At 72.7% G+C, this 14,685-nt stretch carries 10 protein-coding genes; 6 read left to right on the top strand and 4 right to left on the bottom strand.

What is annotated here, in order from left to right; translation table 11 throughout:
* Positions 1 to 1,173, bottom strand: a complete 1,173-nt coding sequence (gene xylA / locus ACFYY6_RS23755; RefSeq protein ID WP_351522466.1) for a xylose isomerase — start codon at positions 1,171 to 1,173, stop codon at positions 1 to 3.
* A gap of 307 nt (positions 1,174 to 1,480) precedes the next feature.
* Here xylA and xylB point away from each other — a divergent pair, with 307 nt between their 5' ends.
* From xylB to ACFYY6_RS23730, 5 genes are all read left to right on the top strand, one after another.
* Positions 1,481 to 2,971, top strand: coding sequence for a xylulokinase (gene xylB, locus ACFYY6_RS23750; protein ID WP_351522464.1), 1,491 nt, complete (start codon positions 1,481 to 1,483; stop codon positions 2,969 to 2,971).
* 200 nt (positions 2,972 to 3,171) lie between these two features.
* Complete coding sequence (locus tag ACFYY6_RS23745; RefSeq protein ID WP_386609061.1) at positions 3,172 to 4,449, top strand: VWA domain-containing protein; 1,278 nt, start codon at positions 3,172 to 3,174, stop codon at positions 4,447 to 4,449.
* Positions 4,449 to 5,297 carry a hypothetical protein gene (locus tag ACFYY6_RS23740; RefSeq protein ID WP_389194998.1) on the top strand — a complete coding sequence of 283 codons (849 nt, stop codon included), beginning with the start codon at positions 4,449 to 4,451 and terminating at the stop codon, positions 5,295 to 5,297. Before ACFYY6_RS23745 ends, ACFYY6_RS23740 begins: the two co-directional genes overlap by 1 nt.
* A 338-nt stretch (positions 5,298 to 5,635) precedes the next feature.
* Complete coding sequence (locus tag ACFYY6_RS23735; protein ID WP_389194995.1) at positions 5,636 to 7,003, top strand: cytochrome P450; 1,368 nt, start codon at positions 5,636 to 5,638, stop codon at positions 7,001 to 7,003.
* A gap of 160 nt (positions 7,004 to 7,163) precedes the next feature.
* Positions 7,164 to 7,709: a DUF4232 domain-containing protein gene (locus ACFYY6_RS23730; protein WP_351630363.1), complete on the top strand. Its 546-nt coding sequence runs from the start codon at positions 7,164 to 7,166 to the stop codon at positions 7,707 to 7,709.
* A gap of 103 nt (positions 7,710 to 7,812) precedes the next feature.
* Here ACFYY6_RS23730 and ACFYY6_RS23725 read toward each other — a convergent pair whose 3' ends face one another.
* Complete coding sequence (locus ACFYY6_RS23725; RefSeq protein WP_386609058.1) at positions 7,813 to 9,075, bottom strand: cytochrome P450; 1,263 nt, start codon at positions 9,073 to 9,075, stop codon at positions 7,813 to 7,815.
* Complete coding sequence (locus ACFYY6_RS23720) at positions 9,072 to 10,385, bottom strand: cytochrome P450 (protein ID WP_351522455.1); 1,314 nt, start codon at positions 10,383 to 10,385, stop codon at positions 9,072 to 9,074. The genes ACFYY6_RS23725 and ACFYY6_RS23720 overlap by 4 nt, the downstream gene beginning before the upstream one ends.
* 265 nt (positions 10,386 to 10,650) lie before the next feature.
* On the opposite strand from ACFYY6_RS23720, the gene ACFYY6_RS23715 reads away from it, so the two are divergent.
* The gene (locus tag ACFYY6_RS23715) at positions 10,651 to 12,492 is read left to right on the top strand and encodes a hypothetical protein (RefSeq protein ID WP_389194991.1); all 1,842 of its coding nucleotides are present in this window, start codon (positions 10,651 to 10,653) and stop codon (positions 12,490 to 12,492) included.
* Positions 12,493 to 12,503: 11 nt separating this feature from the next.
* Here the strand turns inward: ACFYY6_RS23715 and ACFYY6_RS23710 are convergent, their stop codons facing one another.
* Complete coding sequence (locus ACFYY6_RS23710; RefSeq protein WP_389194988.1) at positions 12,504 to 14,636, bottom strand: tetratricopeptide repeat protein; 2,133 nt, start codon at positions 14,634 to 14,636, stop codon at positions 12,504 to 12,506.
* Positions 14,637 to 14,685 lie beyond the last annotated feature (49 nt).

The raw sequence follows: 14,685 nt of genomic DNA, 5'->3' as shown, positions 1-14,685 counted from the left end.
TCAGCGAACGCCGAGCAGGTGGTCCATGGCCAGCTGGTCCAGTACCTCGAAGGCCATGCCGCGTTCCGCCGCCGCGTCGACGTCGAACTCCTCGAACGCCGACCGGTCGGCCAGCAGCCCGGACAGCCCGTCGGCGGCGGTCGGGCGGGCCAGTTCGTCGAGCCGGGACGCGCGCAGCGCTTCCCGCACGGCGGGGTCGGCGCGGAAGGCGGCGGCGCGTTCCCTGAGGATCAGGTAGTTGCGCATGCAGCCCGCGGCCGAGGCCCAGACGCCCTCGTGATCCTCGGTCCGCGGCGGCTTGAAGTCGAAGTGCCGCGGACCTTCGTAGCCGGCCGTCTCCAGCAGGTCGACGAGCCAGAACGCCTGACGCAGGTCGCCCGCGCCGAACCGCAGGTCCTGGTCGTACTTGATGCCGGACTGACCGTTCAGGTCGATGTGGAAGAGCTTGCCCGCCCAGAGGGCCTGCGCGATGCCGTGCGGGAAGTTCAGCCCGGCCATCTGCTCGTGCCCGGTCTCCGGGTTCACGCCGACCAGCTCCGGGCGTTCGAGGCGCTCGATGAAGGCGAGGGCGTGTCCGACGGTCGGCAGCAGGATGTCGCCGCGCGGTTCGTTGGGCTTGGGCTCGATGGCGAATCGCAGGTCGTACCCCTGCTCGGTCACATGGTCGCCGAGCAGGTCGAAGGCTTCCTTCATGCGGTCGAGGGCGACCCGGACGTCCTTGGCCGCACCGGATTCCGCGCCCTCGCGTCCTCCCCAGGCCACATAGGTGGTGGCGCCGAGTTCGACGGCCAGGTCGATGTTGCGCAGGGTCTTGCGCAGCGCGTAGCGGCGTACGTCCCGGTCGTTGGCGGTGAACGCGCCGTCCTTGAACACCGGATGGGTGAAGAGGTTCGTCGTCGCCATGGGCACGACGAGCCCGGCCGCGTCCAGCGCCTGCCGGAACCGTTTCACGATCCTCTCGCGCTCGCCGTCCGCCGCACCGGGCGGAATGAGATCGTCGTCGTGGAAGGTCACACCGTAAGCGCCGAGTTCCGCGAGGCGCCGTACGGACTCGACCGGGTCGAGCGCGGCGCGGGTCGCGTCGCCGAAGGGGTCACGTCCCTGCCAGCCCACCGTCCAGAGGCCGAAGGTGAACCTGTCCGCGGGAGTGGGCGTCAAGCGTTCCGTCGTCATCGTCTGGCCGCCTTCGGTGCCGTCGGGTCCCAAAACCGGGACGGGGGCCGGATAGCGTGACCCGCCCGGATATTTGTTTACGCGGATGACCAATCATGCACCCGCGGCCCCCGCGCCGTAACCCCGCCACTCCCACACTTCTCCGCGCGTCCGCGAGGCGTTCACGGCCCGGCGCGGACCCGGCTCTTTGTTTTGTTCTCCTCGCGGTCGAAAATGTCCGACGCATGCGTCACTCGCCGCATGGCACGAATCGACCGCCCCCGCGGGACGGCCTGCGCACCGCGCGGGAGCAGGAAGGAGACGGGTCGTGCATTCGCGTGTCGTCGTCATCGGCGTGGACAGCTCCACCCAGTCGACCAAGGCCGTCCTCGTCGACGCCGACACCGGCCGGCCGCTCGCCGTCGGCCGCGCACCGCACGTGGTCTCCGGGGAGGCCGGGGCCCGCGAGAGCGACCCCGAGATGTGGTGGCGGGCCTTGCGCGACGCCGTCGCCGCGGGGCTGGAGGAGTCCGGTGTGCCCGCCTCCGCCGTGACGGGCATCGCGGTGTGCGGGCAGCAGCACGGGCTGGTCGTCCTCGACCGGACGGGGCGTCCGCTCCGTCCGGCGATGCTCTGGAACGACACCCGCTCCGCCCCGCAGGCCGCTGCCCTCACGGCGGCGCTGGGCGGCCCCGATGCCTGGGCGCTGCGGACCGGCTCGGCCCCCGTGGCCTCGGTCACCGCCTCGAAATGGCGCTGGCTGCGGGAGAACGAGCCGCGCACCGCCGACGCGACGGCCGCCGTACGCCTCCCCCATGACTTCCTCACCGAGCGCCTCACGGGCATCGCCGCCACCGACCCGGGAGACGCCTCGGGCACCGGCTGGTACTCCACCGCCACCGGCGCGTACGACTCCGGGCTTCTCCAACTGATCAACCTGGAAGCCGCGTCGCTGCCGGAGGTGGCCGAGACGGGAGCGACACGTATCGGCCCGCTGACCGCCGACGCGGCCGACGCCCTGGGCCTGCCCGCCGGGATCGCCGTGGCCGCGGGCACCGGGGACAACATGGGTGCCGCGGTGGGTCTCGGCCTCGGCGGCGCCGGGCTGCTGGACCACCCGGTGCTCAGCCTCGGCACCTCGGGCACGGTCTTCGCCGCCTCCCGGTCGCGGCCGGTGTCGAAGGCCCTGTCGGGGTTCGCCGCGACGGACGGCACGTACCTTCCGCTGGCCTGCACCCTCAACTGCACGCTCGCCGTCGACAAGGTCGCGGTGCTGCTGGGCCTGGACCGTGAGGACGCGACGCCGGGCGGCGAGACGGTGCTGCTCCCCTATCTCGACGGCGAGCGCACACCCGACCTGCCCACCGCGTCCGGCCTGCTCACCGGGCTCCGGCACGACACCACCCCGGGCCAGCTCCTCGGGGCCGCGTACGAGGGCGCGGTCGTCACCGTGCTGCGCGCCCTGGACGAACTCCTGCGGGCCTGCGGCCTCGACCCGGCCGCCCCCGAGGTGGCCGCCCGGCCGCTGCGCCTGATCGGCGGCGGCGCCCGGGGGCGCACATGGGTGGAGACGGTACGACGGCTCTCCGGGCGGCCGTTGATCGTGCCCGCCCCGGGCGAACCGGTGGCGCTGGGCGCGGCGGCGCTGGCCGCGGCCGCGGCGACGGACGAGGACCCGGTCGCGATCGCCACCGCCTGGGGCGCGGGCGACGGGGCCCGACTGCCCGCCGTCCGGCGGGACTCGGCCACCTGGGAGCGGGTGGAGTCGGTCCTGGAGCGGGCGGCACGCCCCCTCCTGGGCGGATCCCTTCCCTCGTAACCCCGTCGACAGTGCGGACACGGACCACGCGTGACGGACGACAGGTCGCCCGTCGCCGAGTGCGTGCGACCCACCGGTTCACCGCAGGTCGCACGGCCACTGACCGCATGTCACTCGTCCCCGAAAGCACGGAAGAAGGGAGCCTCCACCGCCTCCGCACCGGTTTGGGGAAGCGAAGCAATCTTCAATAGTATCCGGCGATGATCATAAGAAGAAGGCTCACGGTCGGGGTGGGCATCCTGCTCGCCACCCTGACCGCCGGGCTCGGTTCGGCACTCCCCGCCGCGGCCGACGAAACCCCGACCAAGGCTCCCCCCAAGGTCGAGCTGGTGCTCGACGTCAGCGGTTCGATGCGGACCCGGGACATCGACGGCCAGTCCCGCATGGCCGCGGCGAAGCAGGCGTTCAACGAGGTCCTCGACGCGGTGCCCGAGCAGGTGGAGCTCGGCATCCGGACGCTCGGCGCCAACTACCCGGGCGACGACCGGAAGGTCGGCTGCAAGGACACCAGGCAGCTCTACCCGGTCGGCCCACTGGACCGCACCGAGGCGAAGACCGCGGTGGCCACGCTGGCCCCGACGGGCTGGACCCCGATCGGCCCGGCCCTGCTGGGCGCCGCCGACGACCTCAAGGGCGGCGACACCACCCGGCGGATCGTGCTGATCACCGACGGCGAGGACACCTGCGGTCCGCTGGACCCGTGCGAGGTGGCGCGCGACATCGCGGCACGCGGCATCCACCTGGTCATCGACACCCTGGGCCTGGTGCCGAACGCGAAGATCCGCGAGCAGCTGACCTGCATCGCCGAGGCCACCGGCGGCACCTACACCGCCGTCCAGCACACCGATGAACTGTCCGGCCGCGTCAAGCAGTTGGTGGACCGTGCGGCCGAACCCGTCGTCACTCCGGTGGCGACCGAGGGCGCGGACAGCTGCTCCGGGGCGCCCCGGCTCAAGGCGGGTCTGTACACCGACCGCGAGAAGATCGGCCAGCACCGCTGGTACCGGGTGGACGTCCTGCCCGGCCAGGAACTGCGCGCCTCGGTCAGTGTCTCGGCGGACCGTGCCGTGAACAACGACTACGGCGTGCTGCTGAGAGCGGTGACCGTGCACGGGCGGGAGATCGTCCGGGGCTCGGAGTCCGGCACCGGCCGCACCGACGCGATCTCCTCCGGTCTGCGCTACCCGAAGCCGCAGCAGGACGACACGGACAGCGGCGACAAGCCCGCCGCGGAGACCGTGTGCCTCCAGGTCAGCAACTCCTTCTCGGTTCCGGCCTCGGTGAAGACCGAACCGGGCATGCCCATCGAGCTGACCGTGGACCTGGTGGACGCCCCTGACGACGCGTCCGACGTCGCCGCGTTCGGTCTCGGCCACGGCTGGTGGCTGCTGGGCGTCCTGGTCCTCACCGGACTGGTCGCGGGACTGCTGACGGGCTGGCTCTCACGCTGGCGCATCGCCATCTGGAGGACCAACTGATGAGGCGTACGACTCGTGCACTCGCGGGTGCGCTGCTGACCGGACTCGCCCTGCTGACATCGGCGGGGGCCGCCACGGCCGACGACCCGTCGGCGGACCCGAGCCCGAGTTCCTCGGACGGCGCTCCCGGCCCCACGGAGGCCGGCACCACCTTCCGCACGGCGACAGCGATCCAGCAGGACCAGCGGGCCACCGCCGAGGCGTCCACGGGTGACTACCTGTACTGGGTCTTCCCCGCCGACGCCGGGCAGCGGGCCACGGTGAAGGCGAAGATCACCCTGCCGGAGAGCGCCGCCCGGCACGGCACGTCGACCTGGCAGGTGGACGTGTACGACGGGCTGCGGCGCCGCCAGGCGTGCATGTACGGCCGCCAGACCGGGAAGGCGGCGGCCGACGCGTCGTCGGTCGAGCTGACCTGCGTGCTGCGGACCGTTCGCGCCTGGTCCGAGCCGTGGGCCAACGACCCGTTGCCGGGCAGCTATTACGTACGCCTCACGGTCGTCGACCTCCCCTCGGCGGACCTGGGTCTCCCGATCCGGGCCGAGGTCGAGGCGGGCTCGGTCGACCGGGGCGGCGCGGCGGACGTGGACGGCAGGCTGGCCGCACCGCTGGTTCCCGGCGCGTCCTCCGTCGAGCAGGTGTCGGACTCCTCGGCCACCGACGGCGACGACGCAGAGACCAGGGTCTCGCTCGGCAGCGAGCCCGAGGACGGCTGGGCCTCCGGCTGGTGGACCAACCGCTGGCTGTGGACCGTCGGCGGCGGTGTCCTGGGAGCGCTCGCCGCCGTCTTCGGCTACTCCCTCACCCGCGGCACCGGCCGCCCGTCCCGGATCCCGCCGGGCGTCTGACCCGACGTCGCACCGCGGGGAACCGAGCCGCGTCACCGGCCGGCCCCACGTCCGGGCCGGCCGGACCGTACCCCCGGCGGGCCCCTGGCCCGGGGCTCGCCGGGCGGGACCGAGAACCGCTCCCGCCCGGCGGCACCCGTACCGGCACCGCTCCCCATGCCCCGGCGCCGCTCCCCCGCCCACGGCACACAGCTCGCGGATCACGGCTCGGCATCGACAACTCCCCGCCCGTCAAAGGAAGATGACGAGGCGCGTGTCGTGCGGTAATCCTGACGTCATGCCGTCGCGCACCGGTCGAGGTGCGTCACACGGAGCGGAACGAGGGAGCGGAGACCTTCATGTCCACGGAGACCGGCCCGGCCGTCGGCACCGAACCACGGGGCCACACGATCGCACCCGGCCCGAAGGGGCTGCCGTTCCTCGGAAACCTGTCGCAGTTCAGCAAGGACCCGCTCGCCTTCTTCGAGCGGCTGCACGGCCACGGAGACATGGTCGCCTGGCGGTTCGGCCCCAACTCCAGTCTGTATATCGCCGATCCGGCATGCATCGGAGAACTGCTGACCGAGACGGAACGCTCCTTCGACCAGCCCGCGCTCGGCATCGCCTTCCGCACCGTGATGGGCAACGGCGTGGTGGTCGCCCGGGGTGCCGACTGGCGGCGCAAGCGCTCGCTGGTCCAGCCTTCCGTGCGCCCCAAGCAGGTGCGTTCGTACGCGGCGACGATGGCGGGCAGCACGGTGGAGGTGGCCGACGCCTGGTCCGACGGTCAACGCGTCGACATCAAACGCGAGATGGCGGCGCTCACGCAGCGGATCGCGGTCCGCACGATCTTCGGTGTCGACACCGCGGCCGACGCCGAGGCGATGGGCCGGGCGATGGACGTGGCCCAGCAGGAGATCGGCAGGGAATTCGCCGGGATCGGCGCACTGCTGCCCGACTGGGTGCCGACACCGGGCCGGGCGAGGATCAGGAAGGCCGCCGCGGTCATCGACGCCGAGGTGGGCCGGGTCGTCGCCCGGCACCGCGACGGCGAGAGCGACCGTCCCGACCTGCTCAGCCGACTGCTGACGGCGGTCGACGAGACCGGAGCACACCTCACGGACCAGGAGGTGCGCGACGAGACGGTCACGCTCTACATCGGAGGGCACGAGACCACCAGTTCGACCCTGGTGTGGGCCTGGTACCTGCTGTCCCGCAATCCGCGGGCCCGTGCCGCGCTGGCCGAGGAGCTGGACCGGGTGCTCGACGGCCGGGAGCCCGAGTTCGACGACTACGCCCGGCTGACGTACACCCGATCGGTCGTCAAGGAGACCCTGCGTCTCTACCCGACGATCTGGCTGGTCACGGGCGTCGCCAAGGCGGGGGCGAGGATCGGCGGCGTACCGATTCCGCAGGGCACCCGGGTGTGGACCAGCCAGTGGGCCACCCACCGCGACCCGCGCTGGTTCCCCGAGCCGGAGGAGTTCCGACCCGAGCGCTGGGACCCGGAGAGCGGTGACGACATCGCGGAGTACGCCTGGTTCCCGTTCGGCGGAGGCCCGCGGGTCTGCCTGGGCACACGGTTCGCGATGGTCGAGGCGGTGCTGGTCCTGGCCGTGCTGGCACGCCGCTTCCACCTGGAGGTGGATCCCGGCGTCATCAACCCCGTGCCGTCCCTGACCCTGCAGCCGGACCGCGAGGTGATGGCCACGGTCCGGGCGCGCTGAGCACCGCCCCGGCCCGCCCCGACACGGATCCGTCGAGGCCGCTTGCCCCTGTTCTGTCGCGCAGGCCGGGCGGCACCGGCCACACTGGCCGTGGCGACCGCGCAGGCCGCCGGGCCGCCCGGCCGTATCCGCAGGCCACCGATCCCACGGGAGAAACACCATGCGTCTTTGCTCCGCTCTCGTCTCCACCCTCGCCGTCGGCGCCGTCGGTGCCGCCCTGGCGTCGACGGCCACCGCGGCACCGGCCCCGGCCGCCACCGCACCGGACGGCGTCACGAGCCGGCAGTCCGTCTGCCCGGAGAAGGACCTCGAAGTGCGGGCCGAGCCCGGCGGCCGCCGGAACGTCGTCCGGCTCGACGTCGTCAACCGCGGCGACCGGACCTGCGTGGTGGACCGGATCCCGACGGTCACGTTCAGGGGCCTGGACGGTTCCGCCCAGCCCGTTCCGCCCTCGGAGAGCGGTCCCTACGCGCTCGCCCGGGGCGAGCATGCGTATGCGGCGATGCGCACGGCGGACCCGGGGGCCGTGGAGGGGCACGTCGTCCGGAGCCTGTCCGTGGCGGCCGACCCCTCCCACCGCGGCGTCACGTTCTCCGCGTCCGTGGTGGGCATGCCCGACGGGATCCACGTGTGGGAGCCGGTGACCACGCTGTGGCAGCGGTCGCGCGCCGCGGCCGACCGTGCCCTGGCGGACGCGACGGACTGACGTACGGCGCCGGCCCCTCCCACCCGACGGACGGCGACGCACCGGCGTACGGGGGGCGGCCCCGCGCGCCCCCGGCCCGTGCCGTCCTTCGCCTCGGCCCGTTTCACCCGAGCGGCAGGACCGGGAACGCCTCCATGTCGTTCTGCGTCATCACCGGCAGCTTGCGGATCTCGTGGTCCGGGACGGCCGCCCTCAGCCCGGGGAAGCGCGCGAACAACGCGGGCAGCGCGATGCCGGCCTCCAACCGGGAGAGTGCCGCCCCCGGACAGATGTGGGGACCGTGTCCGAAGGCCATGTGACGGATCGGGGTCGGCCGGGTGATGTCGAAGTCGTCGGCGTCCGGCCCGTGCTGCTCGGTGTCGCGGCCGACGGCACGGTACGAGACGACCACGCCCTCGCCCTTCGCGATCACCACGTCGCCCACCGGGATGTCCTCGGTGGCGAACCGCATCAGGAGGTGGGTGGTCGGGGTGTCCCAGCGCAGCGACTCCTCGATCACCGTCTCCCACGCGATCTCGCCGTCGAGGACCCTTCGCAGCTGGTCGGGGTGGGTGAGCAGCGCGCGTACGGAATTCAGGATCAGCCCGATGGTGGTCTCGTGCCCGGCGGCCACCATCGCCTTCAGGTTGCCGATCACCTCCTCCTCGGTGAGCGGCTCCCCTCCCTCGTCGGCGAGGATCAACGCGCTGGTGAGATCGTCGGTGGGCCGGGCGGTCCGCTCCCGCACGAGGGCGGCGTAGAACTCGTCCAACTCGGCCAGCAGCGCCAGGCGTTCCTCGTGCGGTGTGAGCATGGAGAAGAACGCCTTGTACCGTCGCAGCAGCATGGGGTGCTCCGATTCGTCCACCCCCATCAGCATGCCGACCACCCGCATCGGCAACGGCTGCGCGTACACGGCCTTGAGATCGACGACACCGTCCGCACTCCGTTCGGCGTGCTCGGCCAGGGAGTCGAGCAGTTCCTCGGTGAACCGCTCGATCCGCGGACGTATCTCCTCCAGCCGACGCGGCGTGAGTGCCTGGGAGGTCTTGGCGCGCAGTCGTCGGTGTTCGACCCCGTCCACGGTGAACATGGAGCGTCCGGCGTCGATCATGCCGATCAGCGGCCAGGCGCGGGTGACGGCTCCGCTGCGCCAGAGCTCCCAGGCACCGATGTCCTTCACCAGGCGCGGGTCGACGAGCAGTTGACGTGCCAGGTCGTGCCGGGTGACGGTCCAGGCCCGCACCCCGAGCAGCTCGATGCGGGCGAGCGGCCCGGCGGCGCGCAGCCGCGCCGTCTCGCCGTCGAGGTCCTGGACCAACGGGTCGATGACGACGGTCCCGTCGCTCGAAGCGGCTCCATGGGCGGCGGTGTACGGACAGCTCACGCGAGGTCTCCTGTCGGGCGTACGGCGGTGAACCGGACCGGCAGCGCGGTCATGCCACGCAGGAAGGCGGACCGCCGCCGGACGAGTTCCCGCTCCGGGACGGACAGCGCCAGATCGGGCAGGCGGTCGAGCAGCACCTCGATGCCGGTCCGGGCGATGGTCTCCGCGATCTCCTGGGCGGGGAAGGGGCAGCGGTATTCGCCGTGGCTGAACGCCAGATGCGCGCTGTTGCCGCGCCGGCCCGACGGTCCGGCCGCGGTCGGGAGGTGCTGACGGATATGCGGATCGGCGTTGGCGGCGCCCAGGCCGAGCAACACCATGTCCCCGGCCCGGATGTTCCGACCGCCCAGCCAGGTGTCGCGGGACGCCCAGCGGCCGGCGAGGATCTGTGTCGGGCACTCCTCCCACAACACCTCGTTCATGGCCTCGGCGACGCTGTGCCGTCCGCCGGTGAGCGCCACGGCGAACTGGTCGTCGGTGAGCATCAGCCGCAGCGAGTTGCCGATCCAGTCGGCGGTGGTGAGGTGCCCGGCGGCGGTGATGGCCATGAGGTCGAGCACGTACTCCTCGTCGGTGAAGTCACCCCCGTACGCCAGCATCCGGGACGTCACATCGGGTCCGGGTACGGCCCGCCGGGTTTCCAGCAGTCGCCGCATGTGCTCGCCGAACCGCAGATGGGCCTCCTGGGCGCCGGGGCCGCCGTCGGCGAGGTCGCGCAGTACCTCGGCGATCCGCGAACCTTCGGCGTCGGGGAAGCCGACCAGACGGGCGAGGACGAGCACGGGCAGCGGCACGGCGAACTCACTGATCAGGTCCGCCGTCCCCCGGTGGCAGAACCCGTCGATGATCCGGTCGGCCAGCTCCTCGCAGTCCCCGCGGAGCCGGAACTGCTCGACCTCCTCCAGGACCCGTCCGACCATGAGGGCGTGGCGACGATGCTCGTCCCCGGCCGTGAAGTAGACCGACGGCATCGGCCGGCCGACCATGGGTAACAGCGGCCAGTCGTCCGGGACGCGCCCCCACTGGTTCCACAGCCCGACGTCCCTCGGGAACAGCTCGCCGTCGCTGGTGACCTGGTGGAGTTCCCGGTACCCGATGACCAGCCAGGCGGGGAATCCCCCGGGCAGCTCCACCGGGACCACCGGTCCGTGTTCGTTCCGCATGGTGCGGTACAGGACCCGGGGATCGGTGTGGAAGTCGGGCCCGCCGAGCGGGACGGACGGCGAAGCGGCGCGCGCCGGGCAGCCGCCTCCGGGGGGCGCCGCGGCCTCGGTCGGACGGTCGGGCACGGCGGATGCGGGCATCGTCATCGTACGGACTCTCCTGTGACGAGGGCTGCGCTCGTTGCGGTGGTCGGCTGATCAACGCGGCTTCACTATAGGGAGATTCAGTGATCCTTTCGGCGTCGATCACTACTGTTGTCACCACATGAACGATCGCCGGAGACCGATACTGACTGATGACTGACCGAAAAGGGACGGACGGCCCGCCCGCCGGTCGACCGTCGGACCGCGCGCACCGGTTGACTATCGTGGCCCGACGCGTGAGCGGCCCGGAGCGGACGAGTCGGAGTGGATGAGCGGTGTGCGGATGATCGAGTACGGGCGGACCCGGCGGGTGCGGGTGCCGGTGGGGGACGAGGCGGAACGATGGGTCACCCGGGGAGAGTGCCTGCGGGTCCTCGTCGTCGTGCACAACGTGACCGCCGCGACCCGGCTGCTCGACGTGCTCCCCCTGTTCGACGACGACCTGCGGATCCAACTGCTGGCCACCTGTACGGGGTCCTCGGCGTTCATGTCCGGTACGGGGGAACTGCTGGCCGAGACGGGAGTACCCGTCCTTCCCTGGGAGCAGGCGGTCGAGACACGGGTGGATCTGGCCGTCTCCGCCAGCTTCGGTGGTCAACTGGACGTATTTTCAGGCCGGTTGGCCGTCCTCTCGCACGGTGTCGGCTACACTAAAAGGCTCGCAACACCGGATACCGGATACCGGATACCGGATACCGGATACCGGCCGGGGTCGGGCCGGGCCGCGCCCGTCTTCGGCCTCGCGCCGGAATGGCTGCTCCGCGGCGGCACACCGATCGCGGACGCCCTCGTGCTCTCCCATCCCGAGCAGTACGAGCGCCTGCGTCTCGCCTGCCCGGAGGCCGCGCCGACGGCCGTCCTCGCCGGTGACCCCTGCTTCGACCGGATACTGGCCGCACGGCCGCTTCGCGAGCGCTTCCGCCGCGCGCTGGGGGTGCGGCCGGGCCAGCGGCTCGTACTGCTCAACTCGACGTGGAACTCGGAGTCGTTGTTCGGCGACGGCGGGGATGGCGGTGATGTGGTCGCGGCACTGCTGGACCGGGTCGCCGCCGAGTTCCCCGTCGACGAGTACCGGTTCGCGGCCGTACTGCACCCCAACATCTGGCACGGCCACGGGCCCGGCCAGGTCCGTTCCTGGCTGGATCGCGCACGGCGTTCCGGCCTCTCGCTGATCGACCCGCTGAACGGGTGGCGGCAGGCCCTGCTGGCCGCCGACGCCGTGATCGGAGACCACGGTTCCGTGACCTTCTACGCGGCCGCGCTCGGCACCCCGGTGCTGCTGGGGGCGGCGCCGCTCGACTCCCTGGATCCGGACGCGCCGATCTCCACGTTCATGCGGGAGGCTCCGAAGCTCGATCCCGGCACGTCGCTCGTCGCCCAGATCGAAGGGCTTCTCGCCGGTCACCGGCCGCTGACCGGGCCCGCGGAATTCACCACGTCCGTCCCGGGCGAGTCCGCGGCCCGGCTGCGCCGGCTGTTCTACTCGATGATGGGAGCGCCGGAGCCCGATCGCCCGGCCTCGTTGAAGCCCCTGCCGCTGCCGGACCACGAACCGGGGACGGTGACCGTTCCGCTGCACGTACGGACGTGGGTGCTCGGGCCCGGGGAGGTCGCGGTCCGCCGCCGGGCCGATCCGCACCCGGCGGCAGACCCCGGCCGGGGCGGAGAACTCCACATCGCGCTGCACGAGGACACCCGGGACGTGGACCACCTGGACCTGGCCGATGTCGTGTTCCGGGACGGGACACCCGACGACCCGCGCTTCGGCTCCCCGGCGGTCTGGACCGCCGAGGTGCTGCGCCGCCACCGGAACTGCTCCGTCGCGGCCTATGTGACCGGACCGTCCGCCTGTGTGGTGCGCGTGCGGGGCGAGGAGCCGCTCCTGTTGTCGGCCGCCCCGGGGACCGACGCGGCGGACGCACCCGGTGCGGATCCCGCCGCGTACGCCTCCGCCCTGTACGCCTGGCTGGCGTCGTACGTCCCCGACGCGCCTGTGCCCGCGGAGCGGCTCGCCCGGGTGATGGATGCCGGGCTCCGCGTACGGACGGGGGATCGGCTGCACCGGGTACGGATCGCACCTCTGACGCCACCCGCGCCACAGGACCGGTGAGAGCCGGCGCGTCACCCGGCGACGCAGCGCTCCCGCATGCGGCGGAGGTACGCCACGTGGTACTCGGCGCGCTGGCCTTCGAGGGTCGCGATCGCCTCGTCGACCAGGGGCAGCGCCGCGTCGCCGTCATTGTCGTCCAGCCAGGTCTCGGCCAGGTCGGTGAGGGTCCGGGCCGTGTTGTACGTGTCGCGGGCCGTCCGGAAGTGGCTCAGCGCGGTCTCCAGCCGCCGCCGGGCCTCCCCGCCGCGTCCGAGCCCTCGCAGGGCCCGACCGCGATGACGTTCCAGCAGGGCCGAGGCGCGTGGCCGGTCGGCCGCGCCCTCGTCCCGCGCGTCCATCGTGTCCAGGATGCCGGCGGCCCGGTCGAAGCACTCGTACGCCTCCTGGTACCGCCACTGACGCAGCCTCAGCAGGCCCAGGAACTCGACGGCCGAGGCCTGCCCCCGCTTGTGACCGGCGGCCTCCTCGGCCCGCGCCGCCGCTCTCGCCTCCGTCTCCGCCTCCTCCCAGCGCCCCAACTCGGTGAGCGAGTGCGCGAGCTGCGCGTGCAGCGCCCCGGCGTCGGTACTCCCGGGAAGGTGGGCGTCGGCCAGTCGCGCACCGGTGCGCAGGGCCGGCAGCAGCGTCTCGTGGTGTCCCGCCTTGAGCTGCACCGGCCACAGCGCGCGGCACAGCCGTACGCCGGTCTCCGGGGCGTCCGACTCCTCGGCACAGCGAACGGCCTCGATCAGATTGCCCGTCTCCGCGAGGAGCGCGTCGAGTGCGGCGCCCCTGTCCTCGTACCGCCGCCCGCTCCCGTCGTCGGCGGGGGCCGGGACACGCCAGCTCTCCGGGAGGGCCTGATGGGCCGCGGCCGATGCCCGTTCCGCGTAGGCCAGCAGCGCGCGGCCGAGAGCGGCGGAGCAGGCGGCGATGCCGTCGTCCCGGATCGCCGTGGTCTCGGCGTGTGCGCGGACACCAGGGCGGTAGTGGTAGCGCCAGTCTCCGTTTCCGCCGAGGGCGCGCTCCAGGAGCATCCTGTCGGCGAGGTCCTCGAGCAGGCCGGGGACGGCCTCCGGGTCCAGGCCGGTGGTCCGCGCGGCCACGTCGGCGTCGAAGGCGGGCCAGCCGCGCAACGCCATCAGCCGGTACAGCTTGGCGGCCTCCGGCGCCAGGAGCCGGTAGGCGTCGTCCGCCGCGCCTCTCACCGGATCGCCGTCCGCCACCGCGGCGGGCGTGGGCGGCGGGGCAGTGGAGAGCCGCGCCGCCGCCGCCCGCAGCGCGTAGGGCGATCCACCACAGCGTTCGAGCAGCGACGGCAGCATGGCGCGAGCGGCGGCGACGGTGGACTTGTCGGTGATGTCGGTGAGCAGCCGCACCGCATCCCTGTCCGTCAACGGGCCCACAGGGACCCGCAGGGCGTCGAGGCCGGGGAACGGTGACCTGGCCACCACGATGGTGAAGACTCCCGGGGCCGAGGTGAGGAACGGCCTGACCTGTGCCGCGGAATGCGCGTGGTCGAGCACCACCAGCAGTTTGCGGTCGGTCACGCAGTGGCGGAAGAACTCGCCGAGCAGGTCGGTGGCGGGCGGCATGTCCTCGTCGCGCACACCGAGTTGACGCAGCAGCGCGCGCAGGACGGCGCCGGTGTCCCGTGCGCTCCCGACGCCACCGCCGCCGAGGTCCGCGTAGATCCGGCCGTCCGGGAAGAGGCGGCCGTGCCGTGAGCCGAAGTGCGCGGCGAGGGTGCTGGTGCCCATTCCATCGGGGCCGTGCACCAGGGCCAGCCGGGGCCTGCCGTCGGCACGACGGGACGCCTCGCGGTGAAGCCGCCTCATCGCCTCCTTGCGGTCCGTGAAGAACCTTATGGAGGCGGGAAGGTGCGATCCGACGGCCCTGACCGGACGCGGACCGTCGGGCAGTCGCGCGGCGAACAGGGACCAACGGCCTGCGAGTTGCGGGTCGGTGCGGATCCGTTCGTGGATCAGGCGGGCCACGTCGTCACGTTCGTCCGCGGCGACGGGCGCGACGACCTCCCTGCCGACGATCCTGCGCACGACGCCGCCGGTCGACTCCCAGGCCCATTTCCCGGCCTCGTTGGCCATTCCCGCGCCGATCGCACCGAGTACCGCCGAGATCGCCGCCACCGATGTGGGATCCAGCATGTCGCGCACTCCTCGTTCCCGGTGTTCCGCGCGGTACGCCCTCCCCGGC

It is taken from the genome of Streptomyces sp. NPDC001750, from assembly GCF_042892615.1.
Taxonomy (GTDB): domain Bacteria; phylum Actinomycetota; class Actinomycetes; order Streptomycetales; family Streptomycetaceae; genus Streptomyces.
The sequence above is the reverse complement of the archived record's forward strand: the minus strand, read 5'-3'. Positions and strand labels throughout refer to the sequence as shown.

Bases quoted from the DNA above. Each gene is read 5' to 3' on its own strand.
- ACFYY6_RS23710 (WP_389194988.1), bottom strand. From the start codon at position 14,636: ATGCTGGATCCCACATCGGTGGCGGCGATCTCGGCGGTACTCGGTGCG.
- ACFYY6_RS23740 (WP_389194998.1), top strand. From the start codon at position 4,449: ATGAGGCGTACGACTCGTGCACTCGCGGGTGCGCTGCTGACCGGACTC.
- ACFYY6_RS23735 (WP_389194995.1), top strand. From the start codon at position 5,636: ATGTCCACGGAGACCGGCCCGGCCGTCGGCACCGAACCACGGGGCCAC.
- ACFYY6_RS23720 (WP_351522455.1), bottom strand. From the start codon at position 10,385: ATGACGATGCCCGCATCCGCCGTGCCCGACCGTCCGACCGAGGCCGCG.
- xylA (WP_351522466.1), bottom strand. From the start codon at position 1,173: ATGACGACGGAACGCTTGACGCCCACTCCCGCGGACAGGTTCACCTTC.
- ACFYY6_RS23745 (WP_386609061.1), top strand. From the start codon at position 3,172: ATGATCATAAGAAGAAGGCTCACGGTCGGGGTGGGCATCCTGCTCGCC.
- ACFYY6_RS23715 (WP_389194991.1), top strand. From the start codon at position 10,651: ATGAGCGGTGTGCGGATGATCGAGTACGGGCGGACCCGGCGGGTGCGG.
- ACFYY6_RS23730 (WP_351630363.1), top strand. From the start codon at position 7,164: ATGCGTCTTTGCTCCGCTCTCGTCTCCACCCTCGCCGTCGGCGCCGTC.